Genomic DNA, 14,694 nt, shown 5'->3' with positions numbered 1-14,694 from the left:
GGCCCGACGCTAGCAACGCGTGCCGGTGCGCGGGGGCGGCGTTGCTGGTTGACTGCGGCGCGAGCCCAGGCGTTGGGGTCGACCCGAGGGGGGATCGCCGTGGCGACGACCGTCGCGACCACGTCCAAGCAGTCGATGGCGAGGGCGCTCGGCGCCGCGGGCGCGGCCTTCGGGCTCGCGAGCGTCCTCGCGCCGCGGGCGGTGGCCCGGTCCTACGGCGTACCGGTCACGCCGGCCGGCCTGCAGCTGCAGCGGCTGTTCGGCAGCCGGGCGCTGGCCGTCGCCCTCCTGGCGCTGACGGCGCGCACCGACGAGGAGGTCGACCGCGGCCTGGCCGTGGTGGCCGCCACGAACGCGCTCGACGTGCTGACCGCGCTGGGTGCGGCCCGCGGGGCCGGGCGGGCCACCTCGGTGCGGGCGATCGGCAGCTCGCTGGCCTACGGCGCGGCCGCGCTGGCGATCCGCTCGATGCGGGACTGACCGCCCCTTCGGTCGGTCGCCGCGTCCGGCGTCCTCGGGCCCAGCGCCCGACACCGTCCCGGACCGGCGAACCGATCCGGGACGGTGCGTGGCGGAGGCCTACCGACGGGGGATGTCGGCGACGAGCTCCTCGGCGGCCTTGCACGCCGCGAGCTGGTGGTCCTCGACCTCCCGCCGTCCGTACATGTTCTGCACGAGGGGGAGGAACGGGTCCGCGATGGGCTCGACGCCGGCCAGTGCCGCGATCGTCACGGCTCCGCAGACGGCGACGTAGTGGATGCTGTAGCCGCCTTCCTGGACCATGACCAGCTTCCCGGAGCAGATCTCCTCGGCTGCTTCCTTGACCCGCTCGGTCAGCGTCCGGAAGCCCTCGGCCGAGACCATCGTGCGGGACAGCGGGTCCAGGATGCTGGGGTCGAAGCCGCAGGCCACGAGGATGAGGTCCGGCGCGAACGCACGCAGGGCCGGGACGACGACGGAGTCCATCGCCTGCACGTAGCCGCCGTCCCCCGTCCCGGGCGGGAGCGGGATGTTGAGGTTGGTGTTGACCCCGGCTCCGCCGCCCCGCTCGCTGGTGAACCCCTGGTCAGTGGGGTACACGCGGTCCTGGTGGAGCGAGATGGTGAGGACGCTCGGGTCCTCCCAGAAGATCGACTGGGTGCCGTTCCCGTGGTGCACGTCCCAGTCGACGATGGCGATGCGCTCCACGCCGAGCACCTCACGAGCGTGCGTGGCCGCGATCGCGATGTTGTTGAAGACGCAGAACCCCATCCCCCGCTCGGCGATCGCGTGGTGACCGCACGGGTTGACCAGTGCGAAGCCGTTGTCGACGGTGCCGTCCACGACGGCGTCGACCATGGCGATCGCGCCACCGGCAGCCAGCGCCGCGATCTCGTAGCCGCCCTTGCCGAACGGGGAGATGCCGTCGCCGGCGTCGCCGCCCTTGGGCAGCTGGCTCTCCGCGACGATCCGGTCGTGGTGCTCGGCCGTGTGCACCCGCAGGATCTCCTCGCGGGTGGCCGGGCGCGGCGGGACCCGCCGCAGGTGCTCGAGGAGGCCGCTGACCTCCACCAGCTCGTTCATCCGCCGCTTGTTGTCCGCGTGGGCGAAGTGGTGGCCGACCGGCTGCAGCCCGGCCGCCGGGTCGGCGGGGGCAAGTGACCCGCTGCCGGTGTCGTTCCAGCCGTACAGCGGATGCCACAGGTAACCCGTTGTCATGGTGTCCTCTCGTTCGTCGCGGGACGCGCTGCCTCGGGTGAGGACAGCGCGGTCCGCGGTACCGGTCCGGAGTGGGGCGGACCGGGGGTTCGGGGGGTGTGCGCGTGTGTGCAGCGCGGGCCGTCGGCCGGCCGCGGGTGTCCTCGTCAGCGCCGGAGCGCGGCGGCTCCGGCGAGGGCGAGCTGGGCGGTGACCAGCACCAGCCCGAGCCACATCAGCGGCCCGGCGGGATGGTGGTGTCCCGCCTCGGCGAGCATCTGCCCGTGCAGGGCGAGCATCGCGGCGTCCACCGCGGCGGTCAGGCCCCACACCGAACCGCTCGGTGACCGCCACAGGTGCCACGCGCAGGGCAGGCAGACCGCCGCCATGGCGACCATCGCCAGGGACCCCAGCGACGAGCCGTCGAGCAGCAGCAGGTGCACCACCAGCGAGGCCAGCGCGAGCCCCGCCGCTCCCCGTCCGAGCCCGGGAGCCCGGACGGGGGCGACGACGACCGTCGTCACGAGCAGGAGCCGGGCTCGGCGGCGCAGTGGGACGAGGCCGACTTCGGCGTCCCCAGGGCGGGGTTGCGGTCGAAGAAGCCGACCGGCTTGAGGGTGAAGCCGGAGTAGTCGGTCGGCATCACCGGCCAGTCCTCGGGGCGCGGGAAGTGGGTCAGCCCGAAGGTGTGCCACAGGACCACGTCGGTGTCCTCGATCGGGGCGTCGTCCGCGACGAACGCGGGCAGGCCCCCGTCTCCGGGGTGCTGGTTGACGAAGTCGCCGGCCGGGTACCGCTCGGCCGGGTCGTAGGCGGTGACCCACAGGCTCTTGGTCGAGAAGTTCGCCCGCTTGTTGATCGACGAGGAGTCGTCGGCCAGCAGGACGGGGGAGTTCTCCGGGTGGAGCGCGTAGCCCACCGGCTGGCCGAGCCGGTTGGTCTTGCCCGGGTTCACGACGTGCCAGGTCCGCCCGACGGTGGCGTCGGTGACCCGGGCCGCCTGGGCCTCGGTGGTCAGCGGCGTCATGGAGCGGGTGAACGCGTTGCCGTACGGGTTGCGCGCGCTCACCGGCTCCCGGACGGCGTCCACCTCGTAGACGGTGTTCGCCACGCCGTCCACCGCCATGTCCAGCCGCGCGGAGAACAGGTGCTGGTGGAACGGCGCGCCCAGGCCCGGGGCGATCTCGGTGGCGTAGGGGTGCTCGTCGCCGCGGTAGGAGGACGTGAAGACGATGCCGGTCGCCTTGGACTCCAGCTGGATGGTGCCGTCGAGGTAGAGGTACCAGTAGAAGCCGTAGTCGTAGTTGCCGATGGTGGTGAAGAAGCTGATCACCAGGCGCCGCGACCGCCGGGTCTCCACCATGCCGTTGAACATGTCGGTGTGCTTCCAGCCGACGCCGTAGTCCTCCTCGTGGAGGCAGATGGCGTTGCGGATGGTGCGCGGGGCGCCGTCCTCGTCGGCGATGGTGGCGTCGAAGTAGTGGATCTCGCCGAGGCAGTCGCAGCCCAGCTCCAGCGAGTTCGTGTACCGGGCGAAGAGGTACTCGCCGGTGTCGAAGTAGTTCTGCCAGAACCGCACCGGTGAGGGGTCGGCGTAGGGCACCACCATCTCGGCGATGGAGGCCCGGTGGACCACCGAGCGCCCGTCGATGGACAGCTGGTTGAGCACCAGTCCCTCACGGGCGTCGAACCCGACGCGGAACTCCCAGCCGGCCCAGCGCACGACGTCGTCCTCGACGGTGAAGCTCGGCCCCTCGGGCTGGGTGATCTCGATCGGCGTGAGGTCGCGCACCGGCGAGGGGTGCACGTCGGGGGTCAGGTCGGCCCGCTCGGCCGGGACGGGGAGGTCGTAGTGGTCCTGGACGTCGGTGGCCACGCCGCGGGTGACGTCGACGAACGCGACGACGCCGTCCACCGGGTGCGCCCACGGCAGGTCGGTCGGGTCGGCCTGGTGGAAGCCGAGCACGCGGACGATGCGGTGGCCGTACTCGTCCTCGAAGTAGGAGCCGGCCGACAGCGGCACCGACCGGACGTTCGCGACGTCCAGCCCTCGCTTGGCCATGGCGGCGACCCAGCGCTCGTCGGCGGCCAGGATCGGCTCGATCGCCTCGAACTCGGCGTCGAGGATCGGCACCTGTCCGTCGGCGAGCGCGTCGATGACCGCGACCCGGAGGACCTCGCCGCCGGTGAGGGAGACGGTCAGGTCGCTGCCGTTGCCGGTGGCGCGGTCGAGCAGCAGCACGCGGACGCGCCGCTCGACCGGGTCGCCGGGGGACCAGTCCAGGACGACGGACTTGTGCGGCTCCTCCAGCCCGACGTAGACGAACTTCGTCTGCTCGCCGACCAGGCCGGCCTCGCGGACGATCTCGCTCGCCGCGGTGATCTCCTCCGCGGTGAGCCGGGCCAGCGGGTGCGTGGCCGTGGTGACGGGGGCGGTGATGGTCACGGTTCTCCTCGGTTGGGTGGTGCGGTTCAGTCGGAGAGGGCGGCGGCGCCGGGGCGGGCCTTGGCGAGCACCGGCCCGGCGAGCAGGGCGGCGAGCAGCAGGACGCCGGCGCCGACGCCGAGCGCGGTGGAGCCGCCCATGAGCAGCGGCAGGTTCTGGACGAGGACGACGAGGACGGCGGCCAGCCCGAGGAAGCCCAGCGACGGGGCGATCAGCGTCTGCCAGGGCCGGGTGTCGACCTTGGTGCGGCGGAAGAAGACCAGCACCGCCGCGCAGGTGAGCAGCATCAGGCCGACGATGCCGACGGTCGCGATCCCCGAGAGCCAGGTGAAGACCTCGAGCACCGGGTCCAGCCCGGCGATCGCGCAGATCGCCATGAGGACGACGCTGACCACGGTCTGGGTGAGCGACGCCGAGCTCGGGGAGGCGTGCCGGGTGTGGGCGTTGCCGAGCCCGCTGTGCAGCACGCCGGTGTTGCCCAGGTTGAAGTAGTAGCGGGCCAGCACGTTGTGGAAGCTCAGCGCGCAGGCGAACAGGCTGGTGACGAGCAGGACGTTGAGGACGTCCGCCGCGATCGTGCCCAGGTGGAGCTCGGTGGTCTCGACCACCATCGAGCCCGGGTCGGCGGCGGCCCGCTCCAGGGCGGCGGTGTCGCCCCAGGCGCTGACCACCACCCAGCTGGAGACGGCGTAGAAGACGCCGATGATCGCCAGCGACAGGTAGGTGGCCCGCGGGATCGTCTTCTCGGGCTCGCGGGCCTCGTCGCGGAAGACCGCCGTCGCCTCGAAGCCGATGAACCCGGCGATGGCGAACATCAGGCCGAGCGCCGGCGAGCCGGAGGTGATCTGCGACAGGTCGACGATCCCGCTGGAGAGCCCCTCGTCGCCGCCGCCCCGGGCCACGACCGCGACGTCGAGGACGACGACGATCGCCACCTCGGCGACCAGCAGCAGGCCGAGCACCTTGCTGGACAGGTCGATGTGCCGGTAGCCCAGGACGCCGATCGCGGCGATGACGACCATCGTCCAGACCCACCAGGGCGGGGAGGCGATGCCGTAGCGGCCCAGCAGGTCGCCGATCGCCTGGCCGATGAAGCCGAAGACGGCGCCCTGGATGGTGACGTAGGTGAGCAGGGCGAGCATCGCCGCACCCAGGCCGGTGCCGCGGCCCAGCCCGCGGGAGACGTAGCTGTAGAAGGCGCCGGCCTGCGGCACGTGCGGGGTCATGGCCACGAAGCCGACGGCGAAGAACAGCAGGATCACCGCGCTGATCGCGTAGCTGGCGGGGTAGCCCGCGCCGTTGCCGGCGACGATGCCGATCGGCACCGAGCCGGCGATGACGGTGAGCGGGGCCGCGGCCGCCACGACCATGAAGATGATCGCGCCGACGCCCAGCGAGCCGGACAGGCTGCGGGCGACGGACTCGGGGACGCGCGGTTGGGCCTCGGCTGCCGGGGGCAGTCCCGAGGCGGGCGGGTCGGAGATGGCCATCGGTTCTCCAGGGGCGGGTGGCACCCGGTCGGCGCCGTTCGTCCGACGACCCTCGCCGCGCCGGTTTGCCCCCGCGTTCCTGCCACCTGACGTTTCGCGGCGTGCCGAGTGGCGGCCGCGACGGCGTCTTTCTCATTCGGGGTGCGGATCCGGGTGTCGCGGCCTGTAACACCCCTGCAACCGGTGGCTGCCTACGCTCCGGCGGTTTCCCCCCGTGCACCCCGGAGGCCGCGCCATGCCCCTCGCGATCCTGGCCCGGGTCTCGCCCGTCGCCGGGCTGCGCCGCCGGCGGCTGTCGTTCCTCGAGGTGCTGGCGCAGTCGGTGAGTGCGCTGGCCCCCTCGGCGGCGATGGTGACCGTGCCCTCGCTGGTGCTGGTGCAGAGCGGTGCGGCCACCCTGCCCGCCCTCGGCGCCGCCACCGCGCTGGTGCTGCTCGTCGGCTGGTGCGTGTCGCTGTTCGCCCAGCGGATGGCCGCCGTCGGCGGGGTCTACAGCTACACGGCCAAGGGGCTCGGGCCCTCGGGGGCGCTGCTCGGCGGGTGGTCGTTGGCCATCGGCTACGCGGCGGTGTCGATGTCGGCGCTGGTGGGCGCTGCGCTGTACCTGGCAGCGCTGCTCGGGCTGCCCGCGTCGTCGGTGGCGCCGCTCGTGCTGCTGCTCGGTGGGCTGGCCGGCTGGTGCACGGTGCGCGGCATCCAGCTCTCGGCGCGGCTGGCACTGGTGCTGGAGGTCGTGTCGATCGCCCTGGTGCTCGTCGTCCTCGGGGTGCTGCTGGCCGCGTCGCCGTCGTCCGGGCCCGGGTCCGCGGCCCCCGTCGTGGACGGCGCCGTCGGCTGGGGCGGGATCGCGATCGGCGTGGTCCTCGGGGTCACCGGTTTCATGGGCTTCGAGAGCGCCGGGACCCTCGGCGTCGAGGCGCAGCGGCCGCTGGTGTCGGTGCCGCGTGCGGTCCGCTGGACGCCGGCCGTGGCGGGTGCCCTGTTCCTGGTCGCGGCGGTCGCGCAGGTCGTGCTGCTCCGGCGCTCGCCACTCGACGTGCTGCTCGGCCCGGTGCCGGTGGCGGAGATGGCCGACCCGGTGGGCTGGGTCGTCCGCCTGCTGGACGTCGGCATCGCGGCGTCGTTCTTCGCCTGCGTGACGGGGTCGACCAACGCCCTGGCGCGGGTGCTGTTCTCCATGGGGCGGGAGGGCGTGCTGCCCCGTGCACTCGGCCGCACCCACGCCCGCTTCGGCACACCGCACGTCGCGCTGCTCGCCGTCCTGCCGGTGCTCGTGGCGGTGCCGGTGGTGCTGCTGCTGGCCGGTGCCGCGGGCCGGGACGTGCTCGCCGGCACCCTCACCGTCTCCGCCTTCGGCTACGTCCTGGCCTACGTGCTGGTGTCACTGGCCGCGCCGCTGTTCCTCTCGCGGATCGGCGAGCTGACCCGCGGACCGCTGGTGGGCGGACTGCTCGCGGCCGGCCTGTGGCTGGTCGTGCTGGTCGTGGCGCTGAGCGGGACGTCGCTGGCCGGCGGGCGTGCGCTGACCGTCGTGTACCTCGGGCTGCTGGCCGTCGGCGTGGCCTGGTGGCTGTGGCTGCGGGCCCGCCGGCCGGCACAGCTGGCGGCGGTCGGCGTCTACGACGAGCCGACGGTGGACAGCGTGCTCCCCGGGTCGCTGTGACCGCTGAGGGACTGTCCGGCCGCCAGCCGAAGGCGGTGCAGAACGCGCTGGCGGTGCTGGAGGCGGTGGCGTCGGCCGGGGCGGGGGTGACCGCCCAGGAGGTGGCGACCTCCCTCGGGATGCCGCCCGCGACGGTGTACCGGCTGCTCAACCTGCTGGTCGGCGAGGAGTACATCGTCCGGCTGCCCGACCTGCGCGGGTTCGCCCTGGGCCGGAAGGTGGCCGGGCTGGCCGGGGCGATCGCGCCGGTGCGGGTGCCGTCGGCGGCACGTGCGGTGGTGGCGGGGCTGCGCGACCGGGTGCGGGCCGGGGTGCACCTGGTGCTCTACACGGCGACGTCCCTGCGGGTGGCCGACGAGGACCCGGACCTCCCGCTCGCCTCGGTCCTCCTGGTGGAGCGGCACCTGCACGCCACGGCGGCCGGCCGGCTGCTGCTGGCCGAGCAGCCGGAGTGGCGCGAGCTGCTGGCGCCGTCCCGGCTGCTGCGGGTGACGCCGTCGACGGTGGCTGCTGCGGACGCGCTCGACGCCTGCCTGTCCGACGTCCGCCGCCAGGGCTGGGCCGGTCAGGCGGGGGAGCTGCACGAGGGGACGGCGTGCCTCGCCGCGCCCGTGCGGTCGGCCGACGGGGAGCTGGTCGCCGGAGTGGTGGTGACGTCGGTGCGTGGGACGGTTCCGGCGGAGCACCTGCCGGCCGCGGTCGCGTGTGCCGCGGAACTCGCGCCGCTGCTGGCGTGAGAGACCGGCCGGCCGGGCGTTGCCCGGGGCATCTCCGCCGGGTGGTCGGCGGGGGCACCTTCCTCCCCGGATCCTCGTGCTCTGCCTACCTCTCGCATGCAGTGCACGATCGTCCGCGGGGCACCGTCCCTCGCTGGACGCTCGTGCTCTGCCCACGCCTCGCATGCAGAGCACGAGCGTCCGCAGGGGCAGGGTCCCGCCCGGACCTTCGTGCTCTGCGTACCCGGGGCATGCAGAGCTCGAGCGTCGGAGGAGGACAGGTGCTGCCCCGGGCGACCGGGCCCGGTCAGACGGTCTCGGGCACCCGCAGGTGGGCGATGGCGAGGTCCATCTCGGCGACGTCGACGATCTTGGCGCCCATGGCCCGGGCGAACTGCTCGCGCAGCGACCGTGCGTGCCGGCGCACCAGACCCAGGGCCTCGCGGCTCTCGAAGCTGGTGACGCTCACCGTCCGGCCCTGCTTCCGGTCGACCAGCATGCTCAGGCTGCAGAAGCCGGGCAGCTCCTGGAGCTTGGGCATCAGGTTGCTCCGGTAGGCCTCGAGCAGGTCGTCCACGTGGTTGTTCGGGATGCGGGCCCAGGTGACCTGCGCGCCGGCGCCGTCTCCGGACGGGCGGTCGCGGTGGAGGATCGCGATCTCCCACTGGGCGACGTCGGCGTGGGAGCCGCCGAGCACCTGCAGGAGGCGCTCCTGGACGGTGCGGTCCTCGTCGGCGGTGGCGCGCATGGCCCGCTCGTCGGCCCACGCCGTCGCGACGACGCAGCGGCCGCCGTCGTGGTCGGCGAGCACGGAGAGGCCGACGCAGCCCTCGGTCTGAGAGACGCGGGGCAGCACCTCGTCGCGCAGGTAGGTGACGCCGTCGGAGATGGTGTCGGGGTTGCCTCGGATGCTGGTGGATCGCGCGTACAAGCGGTCGCTCCTCCCGGTGTGGCGGCGCCCCTGGGGCCCTGTGATGGCGCTCACCTTCCCGCCCACCGTTCGGAGCGGCAAGCCGTCAGGCGGTGCCCTCCGCGACGATCAGGTCCGCGACCGCCTGGGGACGGGTCGAGCAGTCGTCGTCCGAGGCCGGCTGGTCGGCGGCGAGGCCGGTCAGGCCGAGGTCCTCGACCGGCTTGAACCCGCGGGCCTCGATGTGCCGCGGCACCCGGTTCTGCGCGTTGATGACGTGCGAGCGGGACAGCCAGCCCAGCCCGTCCTCGACGTCGAAGTCCAGTCCGCCGCCGGGAGCGCGGCGGACGTGGCCGGGGGAGGGCAGCAGGCCGACGATCTGCACGGCCTGGGCGACCGGGAGCTCCTGCGGCGGGGTGTCGAAGTAGTACCAGCTGGCGGCGCAGACGCCGTAGAGGGCCGGCCCGAACTGGGCGTAGTTGACGTAGAGCTCGAGGATCCGGCGGGTGTCGAGCAGGTAGGCGACCTCCATGGACAGGCCCGCCTCGACCGCCTTGCGCCAGGCGCTCATCTCCTGGTTGAGGAACAGGTTCTTCGCGACCTGCTGAGGGATGGTCGAACCCGACGGGTCCTCCTCGCCGGCGAGGTGGGCCTGCGCGCGGGCCATCAGCTCGTCCCACTCGAAGGCGCCGGAGCGGTAGGGGAGCTGGGCGTCCTCGTGCGCGACGACCGCGGCGAGGAAGTTGCGCGAGACGTGCTCGATCGGGACCGACTGCTGGACCACGTCGCCGGGGTTGGCGGCCATGAAGGCGGTGGTCGGCGGGTCGATCCAGCGCAGCGACAGGATCAGCAGCGCCTGGACGACGGCGACGACGGCGAGCACGCGGGTGATGCGCCGGACGAGCCCCCGCCCTCGCCAGGGCCCCCGCCCGCGCCAGGGCGCCCGCCCCCGCCGGGGCTCACGATCGAGGCGCTCGGGCCGGCTGCTCGGCTCCGGCACGACGCGCTGCCACGGCCGGCGCCGCGGGCGCTCGGTCTCGGGCGCCGGGGCGTACGGGCCGGGGACCGCGGCGTCGTCCCCGGGGTACCGGGGGTCGGGCATCCACGGGTCGTCGGGGACCCAGCTCGGCTGCGAGCTGCGGATGCGGCGGAAACGTGCGGTGGGCCGGCGGTCCGGCGGGACGTGGGCCATGGGCCTGGAGAACTCCCTGGTCGACGAACCGTCATCGTACGACTACAGACGGTCGTGCCGGGGTGACACCGCTGACTTCCGGGCCGGCGTGCGGTCTGACCCTGCATGCGAATGACGCAGCTGGACCTCGGTCCGCAGGCGGAGGTCGTCAAGCGGGTGGTCGTCGGCATCCGCGACGACCAGCTCGGCGCGCCGACGCCCTGCGACATCCCGGTGGCCGCCGTCCTCGACCACCTGGCGGGCCTGACCCTGGCGTTCCGGATGGCGGCGGAGAAGACGCCGCTGCCGGGCGCTCCGGAGCCGTCCGCGGACGACCTGGCGCCGGACTGGCGCACGCGGATCCCCGCGCAGCTCGACGAGCTGGTGGCCGCGTGGCGCCGTCCGCAGGCCTGGGAGGGGACCGCCGAGGCGGGCGGGGTCACCATGCCGGCGCACGTCGCGGCGGCCGTGGCGCTCGACGAGGTGCTGGTGCACGGCTGGGACCTCGCCGTCGCCACCGGCCAGGACTACGCGGCCGACCCGTCGTCGGTGGAGGCGGCCACGGGCTTCGCCGAGCAGGTCGCGGCCGGTCCGGTGCAGCCGGGGTTGTTCGGCCCGCCGGTGCCCGTGCCGGACGACGCCTCTCCGCTGCACCGGCTGCTCGGCTTCACCGGCCGCGACTCGGACTGGCGCCCGACGGCCTAGGGCGGGACGTCGTCCTCTTCAGGTGTGCCCGCCCCGGTGGGAGCCTGCTCGCACCGTGACCACGGCAGGGTCGCGCGAGTGGCCCTCCCGGGACGGAGGAGGCACCCGATGGGCCAGATGTACGTGCAGCGCTTCGTCTACCGCGACGGCGTCAGCAAGGCAGAGATCGACGCGGCGTGGGCCGAGGGGTTCCGGTCGTTCGCGAAGTCCGGCAACTGGGGCGGGGTGGAGCGCGGAGTGACGCACCACAGGACCTGGGGCACCAGTTGGGGTGGCTACATCCTCGTCGAGGTGGACGACCCCGAGGCGTTCGTCGCGTACCAGACGCACCACCTGCAGAACTACGGGCACGCGGTCCACATCACGTTCGAGCCGGTGTACGACATGGACGAGGTGTTCGCGAGCACGGTCGCCGCCGCGCGGTGACCCGGCTCAGAACCCGAGGTCGGCGGCGAGGTGTGACTCGGGGACGTGGACGACGGCGTCGAACGCGTCGACCACCGGCGTGACGAGGTGGTCGGCGTCCAGGCGGATGCGGTCGGGGCCGGAGCCGTCGCCGCGGGCGGGGCGCAGGTCGGCGAGCGCGAGGCCGGCACCGGCGAGGGCCGCCTCGATGCTGCCGGGCTCGGGCGGGCCGAGGGCGGTGTCCTCGACCCGGAAGCCGTCGGGGCCGACGTCCGCGTCGGGGTACAACGCCGCCGTCCGCCCGCCGCCGCTGGTCAGCGCGACGGCGACGTAGTCCGCGCCGAGCGCCTGGTCCAGGTGCAGGCCCATCGGCAGCACCTGGAGCTCGCCGCCGTAGACGACCGGGGTGCGCTGGATGTGCGCGTTGTGCGCCATGAGGACGACGCGGTCGCCGGGGCCGAGACGGTCGAGCCACCAGCCGACGGTGGCGGCCATGTACCGCTCGCGCGAGGTCCCGGCCGCGGGCAGCCCGGTCCCGGCGACGGCGCCGGCGATCGCGCGCAGCTGGCAGTCGGCGGCGCGGGCACCCTCCAGCCGCCACCGGGCCACGTCGTACGCGGCTCGCCCGCCGACATCGACGTAGGTCGGGGTGAGGGCGTCGAGGCGGTCGGCCAGCCGGCTGACGGCGGCGGTCAGCGCGTCCTGCCGGGCCGGGGCCAGCTCGAGGTAGGCCGGAGCCGCCTGGGCCTGGGTCCGTCCGGCGATGCCGGTGGCGATCTCGACGGCGGGGTCGAGCAGCCGGCGGGCGTCGGGGTCCACCGCGTCGAGGTACTCGGCGAGCGGGTGCAGCGAGGGCAGCAGGGAGCCGGCCGCGGAGGGGACGTCGATCCCGGCGAACCGCGCCGCGGGAGCGTGCCTGCGGAGCCAGTGGAACATCGCGCGCACCTCGGCGGGCCGCGCCGTGCCGGCGGGGATGCACTCCTCGGCGAGTGCGGGCAGCTCGTCGTCCGGACGGTCGCCCTGCACCCAGTCTTCGAGGGCGAACCCCTCGCTGAACCCGGACTCGTAGGCCAGCATGGTGAACCCGCACCGCTCGACGAGGAAGCGGAGCACGCGGTGGCGCGCCTGAGCGAACTCGCTGGTGTAGTGGGCGTTCTCCCCGAGGGCGACCACGTGGGCCGCGCCGATCACCTCGCGCAGCGGCTCGAGGTCGTCGAGGGAGGCGTCCGGATCGAGGCCCGCGAGCTCGGAGGTGCGGAACGTCATGGCCCCGGACGCTAGGAACCCGACGGCCGGGCGCGCGCGCCGGTTTCCGACGACCGAGCCGGCCGGGGTCAGCGGATGGCGAAGTAGACCCGGTCCTCGTCGTCGAAGGACACCAGCGGCTCGATGAACAGCACGCCCCCGTCGATGGCCGACGGCGGCACGTCCATGCAGACCTGGTAGGACGCCGACCCGCCCGGGTTGAGCGTCGGTGCGTCGATGGCGTCGTTGGGCAGGATCGCTCCGCAGTCGCCGTCGGAGTACTGCCGCGCGTCGGTCCCGTTGAAGACGTACGACAGGTCCCAGAAGGTCTTGCCCTCGTCGTCGCCGACGTACTGAGCGTCCACCTCGACGACGACGTAGCGCCCGGACGGCGGGTCGTTGAACGCGTTGGCGTCCTCGACGACTGCGTCGCCGTCGAGGTCCACCGAGGTCACCGCGACGAGGTAGTCCCCGACGGCTGCGCGCTGCCCGAGCGGCACGGGCCCTCCCGCGGCGCCCGACTGGCCGGCGGGGCCCGAGGTCGAGGAGCGCGGTGCCTCGGACGTCGTCTGCGGGGCCGGAGCGGCGGCGGGCGGCAGCGACTCCGTGTCGACCGCGCGCGAGCCGCCCGACGTGACCAGGACGATGACGGCGGCCAGGACGGCGACCAGCGCGGTCAGCCCGCCGATCACGAGCGGCACCGACACCCGCGAGTCCGGCTGCGGCGCAGGCTGGGGGACACCCGGTCCGAGGAAGGGGTACTGCGGCTGGCCGGCGTACGGCTGATGGCCGGTCCAGGGCTGCGGCGGTCCGCCTCGCCAGGGGCCCGACTCGAACCCGGACTGATCCGACACTCTCCGCACCCCCGTTTGGTCTTCCTCGAGGGCGGACGCTAACGGCCGAGCCCGCGGTGACGGGGGAAGACGAGACTCCGCGTGCTCCGATGGAGGGAGCCGCCGCGGTCGAAGCGGGCCCCGCCTCAGCCGACGACGAAGGCGCTCACCTGTGGACCGTCGCCGTCGATGCAGGCGCCGGTCACGACCACCGCCCGGCCGTCGCCGGCGGGCGCCACGGCGCCGAGGACCGCGGTGCCGTCGCAGATCCGCATCGCGCCGACCCGCTCGCCGGAGTCGAGGTCCACCGTGACCAGCTCCGCCGGGTACTGCAGGTCGGCCAGCGGCACGGAGGCGGTGCGGCCGTCCGGGGAGACGGCGAGGTCGAGGGCGGAGTCGCCGGCGCCGTCGAGGTCGGTGGAGGTGCGCAGCTCGCCGTCCACCACGGTGACCAGCCGCCCGACGGCGCGGGCCACGCCGAGGTGCACGGTGGCGACGGCGGTGCCGTCCTCGGTGACCTGGAGCGCGGCGGGGGAACTGGGCCGCTCGGGGACGAGCTCGACCGGCGCGCCGTCGGGCCGCAGGTCGGCGCCGTAGAAGGCAAGCGCGGCACCGGTGCCACCGGCCGGGCGGTCGACGGTGAGCAGCGCGGCGAGCCGGCCGTCTGGTGTGGTCGCGAGCCGGGTGGCGGGCGCCGGCGCCGTCCGGACGCCGGCGCCGGTCGCGACGTCGACGGCTCGCAGCAGACCGTCCCCGGCCAGGTACAGCGTCGAGCCGTCGAGGACGGCGGCGTCGGGCGGTCCGCCGTCGAGGGGTGTGATGGCCGGCTGCCCGGTCGGTGGGACGGTCACCAGGTCCTCCCCGGCGACGACCGCCGTGCCGTCAGGACCGATCGCGAGGCGGGACTGCGGCGGGACGGCGGGGACGGGGATCGCCGTCGCGGTGGCCGGGCCGTCCTCGCCGGGGGTGATCCCCACCAGCCAGCTGGAGTCCGCGTCGCCGACGAGCGCGACCGGCACGCCGTCCGGTCCGGGCGCGAGGTCGTACAGGCGGACGTCAGCGCCCACAGCGGTGTCCAGGTCGAGCGTGGCCAGGACGGTGGGCGCGGGGACCGGGGGATCGGGGACCCCGCCCGTGCAGCCGGCCGCGAGCAGGGCGAACGCGAGCGCCGCGGCGGTGCGGCGGCAGGCGGGCATGTCGGCTCCGGGCGACGGGGAGCCCGAGCCTGCGCCGCGCGGATGGGCGGCGCAACCGCCGATCCGCCGGCCGACCGGCGGATCGTCACCCGCGCGGATGACCTCGTGGTCGCCGCTCGTCCGAGAGGCCCGGCCGGCCCCTAGCCTCGCGGGGTTCTCAGCGGGGCGAGTGACGAGGGACGGATGTGGCAGGAGGTCTGACGGGCGCAGGGCTGGGAAAGGTCCTGGCGGGAATCG

At 74.3% G+C, this 14,694-nt stretch carries 14 protein-coding genes; 5 read left to right on the top strand and 9 right to left on the bottom strand.

The features are described 5' to 3' along the window. Positions 1-99 precede the first annotated feature (99 nt). Entirely contained in the window at positions 100-480 is a 381-nt protein-coding gene (locus ACI79I_RS09770) for a hypothetical protein (protein WP_456944195.1), read from the top strand. Between the two features lie 99 nt (positions 481-579). On the opposite strand, the gene ACI79I_RS09765 is transcribed toward ACI79I_RS09770, so the two are convergent. From ACI79I_RS09765 to ACI79I_RS09750, 4 genes are all read right to left on the bottom strand, one after another. Continuing rightward, positions 580-1,698, bottom strand: coding sequence for a class II histone deacetylase (locus ACI79I_RS09765; RefSeq protein ID WP_456992130.1), 1,119 nt, complete (start codon positions 1,696-1,698; stop codon positions 580-582). A 146-nt stretch (positions 1,699-1,844) separates the two neighbouring features. Beyond that, on the bottom strand, positions 1,845-2,201 hold the full coding sequence (locus tag ACI79I_RS09760) for a hypothetical protein (protein ID WP_456992129.1): 357 nt from the start codon (positions 2,199-2,201) through the stop codon (positions 1,845-1,847). After that, complete coding sequence (locus ACI79I_RS09755) at positions 2,198-4,123, bottom strand: primary-amine oxidase (protein WP_456992128.1); 1,926 nt, start codon at positions 4,121-4,123, stop codon at positions 2,198-2,200. Before ACI79I_RS09755 ends, ACI79I_RS09760 begins: the two co-directional genes overlap by 4 nt. A 26-nt stretch (positions 4,124-4,149) precedes the next feature. Next, positions 4,150-5,613 (bottom strand): APC family permease, encoded by a 1,464-nt coding sequence (locus ACI79I_RS09750; protein ID WP_456992127.1) that lies wholly within the window; start codon positions 5,611-5,613, stop codon positions 4,150-4,152. 235 nt (positions 5,614-5,848) lie between these two features. Here ACI79I_RS09750 and ACI79I_RS09745 point away from each other — a divergent pair, with 235 nt between their 5' ends. Then, the gene (locus tag ACI79I_RS09745; protein WP_456992126.1) at positions 5,849-7,276 is read left to right on the top strand and encodes an APC family permease; all 1,428 of its coding nucleotides are present in this window, start codon (positions 5,849-5,851) and stop codon (positions 7,274-7,276) included. Beyond that, positions 7,273-8,013, top strand: coding sequence for an IclR family transcriptional regulator (locus tag ACI79I_RS09740; protein ID WP_456992125.1), 741 nt, complete (start codon positions 7,273-7,275; stop codon positions 8,011-8,013). Before ACI79I_RS09745 ends, ACI79I_RS09740 begins: the two co-directional genes overlap by 4 nt. 286 nt (positions 8,014-8,299) lie before the next feature. Here ACI79I_RS09740 and ACI79I_RS09735 read toward each other — a convergent pair whose 3' ends face one another. Both ACI79I_RS09735 and ACI79I_RS09730 read right to left on the bottom strand, forming a co-directional pair. Continuing rightward, positions 8,300-8,923 carry a hypothetical protein gene (locus ACI79I_RS09735; RefSeq protein WP_456992124.1) on the bottom strand — a complete coding sequence of 208 codons (624 nt, stop codon included), beginning with the start codon at positions 8,921-8,923 and terminating at the stop codon, positions 8,300-8,302. Positions 8,924-9,008: 85 nt separating this feature from the next. Continuing rightward, positions 9,009-10,094, bottom strand: a complete 1,086-nt coding sequence (locus ACI79I_RS09730) for a transglycosylase domain-containing protein (RefSeq protein WP_456992123.1) — start codon at positions 10,092-10,094, stop codon at positions 9,009-9,011. A gap of 111 nt (positions 10,095-10,205) precedes the next feature. On the opposite strand from ACI79I_RS09730, the gene ACI79I_RS09725 reads away from it, so the two are divergent. After that, positions 10,206-10,778 carry a TIGR03086 family metal-binding protein gene (locus tag ACI79I_RS09725; protein WP_456992122.1) on the top strand — a complete coding sequence of 191 codons (573 nt, stop codon included), beginning with the start codon at positions 10,206-10,208 and terminating at the stop codon, positions 10,776-10,778. 108 nt (positions 10,779-10,886) lie between these two features. Further along, positions 10,887-11,204: a DUF3303 domain-containing protein gene (locus ACI79I_RS09720; protein WP_456992121.1), complete on the top strand. Its 318-nt coding sequence runs from the start codon at positions 10,887-10,889 to the stop codon at positions 11,202-11,204. 6 nt (positions 11,205-11,210) lie between these two features. On the opposite strand, the gene ACI79I_RS09715 is transcribed toward ACI79I_RS09720, so the two are convergent. The 3 genes from ACI79I_RS09715 to ACI79I_RS09705 all read right to left on the bottom strand — a co-directional run bounded on the left by ACI79I_RS09715 (position 11,211) and on the right by ACI79I_RS09705 (position 14,457). After that, the gene (locus ACI79I_RS09715) at positions 11,211-12,449 is read right to left on the bottom strand and encodes an erythromycin esterase family protein (RefSeq protein WP_456992120.1); all 1,239 of its coding nucleotides are present in this window, start codon (positions 12,447-12,449) and stop codon (positions 11,211-11,213) included. 68 nt (positions 12,450-12,517) lie between these two features. Then, complete coding sequence (locus ACI79I_RS09710; protein ID WP_456992119.1) at positions 12,518-13,135, bottom strand: hypothetical protein; 618 nt, start codon at positions 13,133-13,135, stop codon at positions 12,518-12,520. Positions 13,136-13,407: 272 nt separating this feature from the next. Beyond that, positions 13,408-14,457, bottom strand: a complete 1,050-nt coding sequence (locus tag ACI79I_RS09705; protein WP_456992118.1) for a hypothetical protein — start codon at positions 14,455-14,457, stop codon at positions 13,408-13,410. Positions 14,458-14,694: the final 237 nt, after the last annotated feature.

The sequence above is a fragment of the Geodermatophilus sp. SYSU D01105 genome, from assembly GCF_054050095.1.
This window is presented reverse-complemented; position numbering and strand designations above follow the sequence as displayed.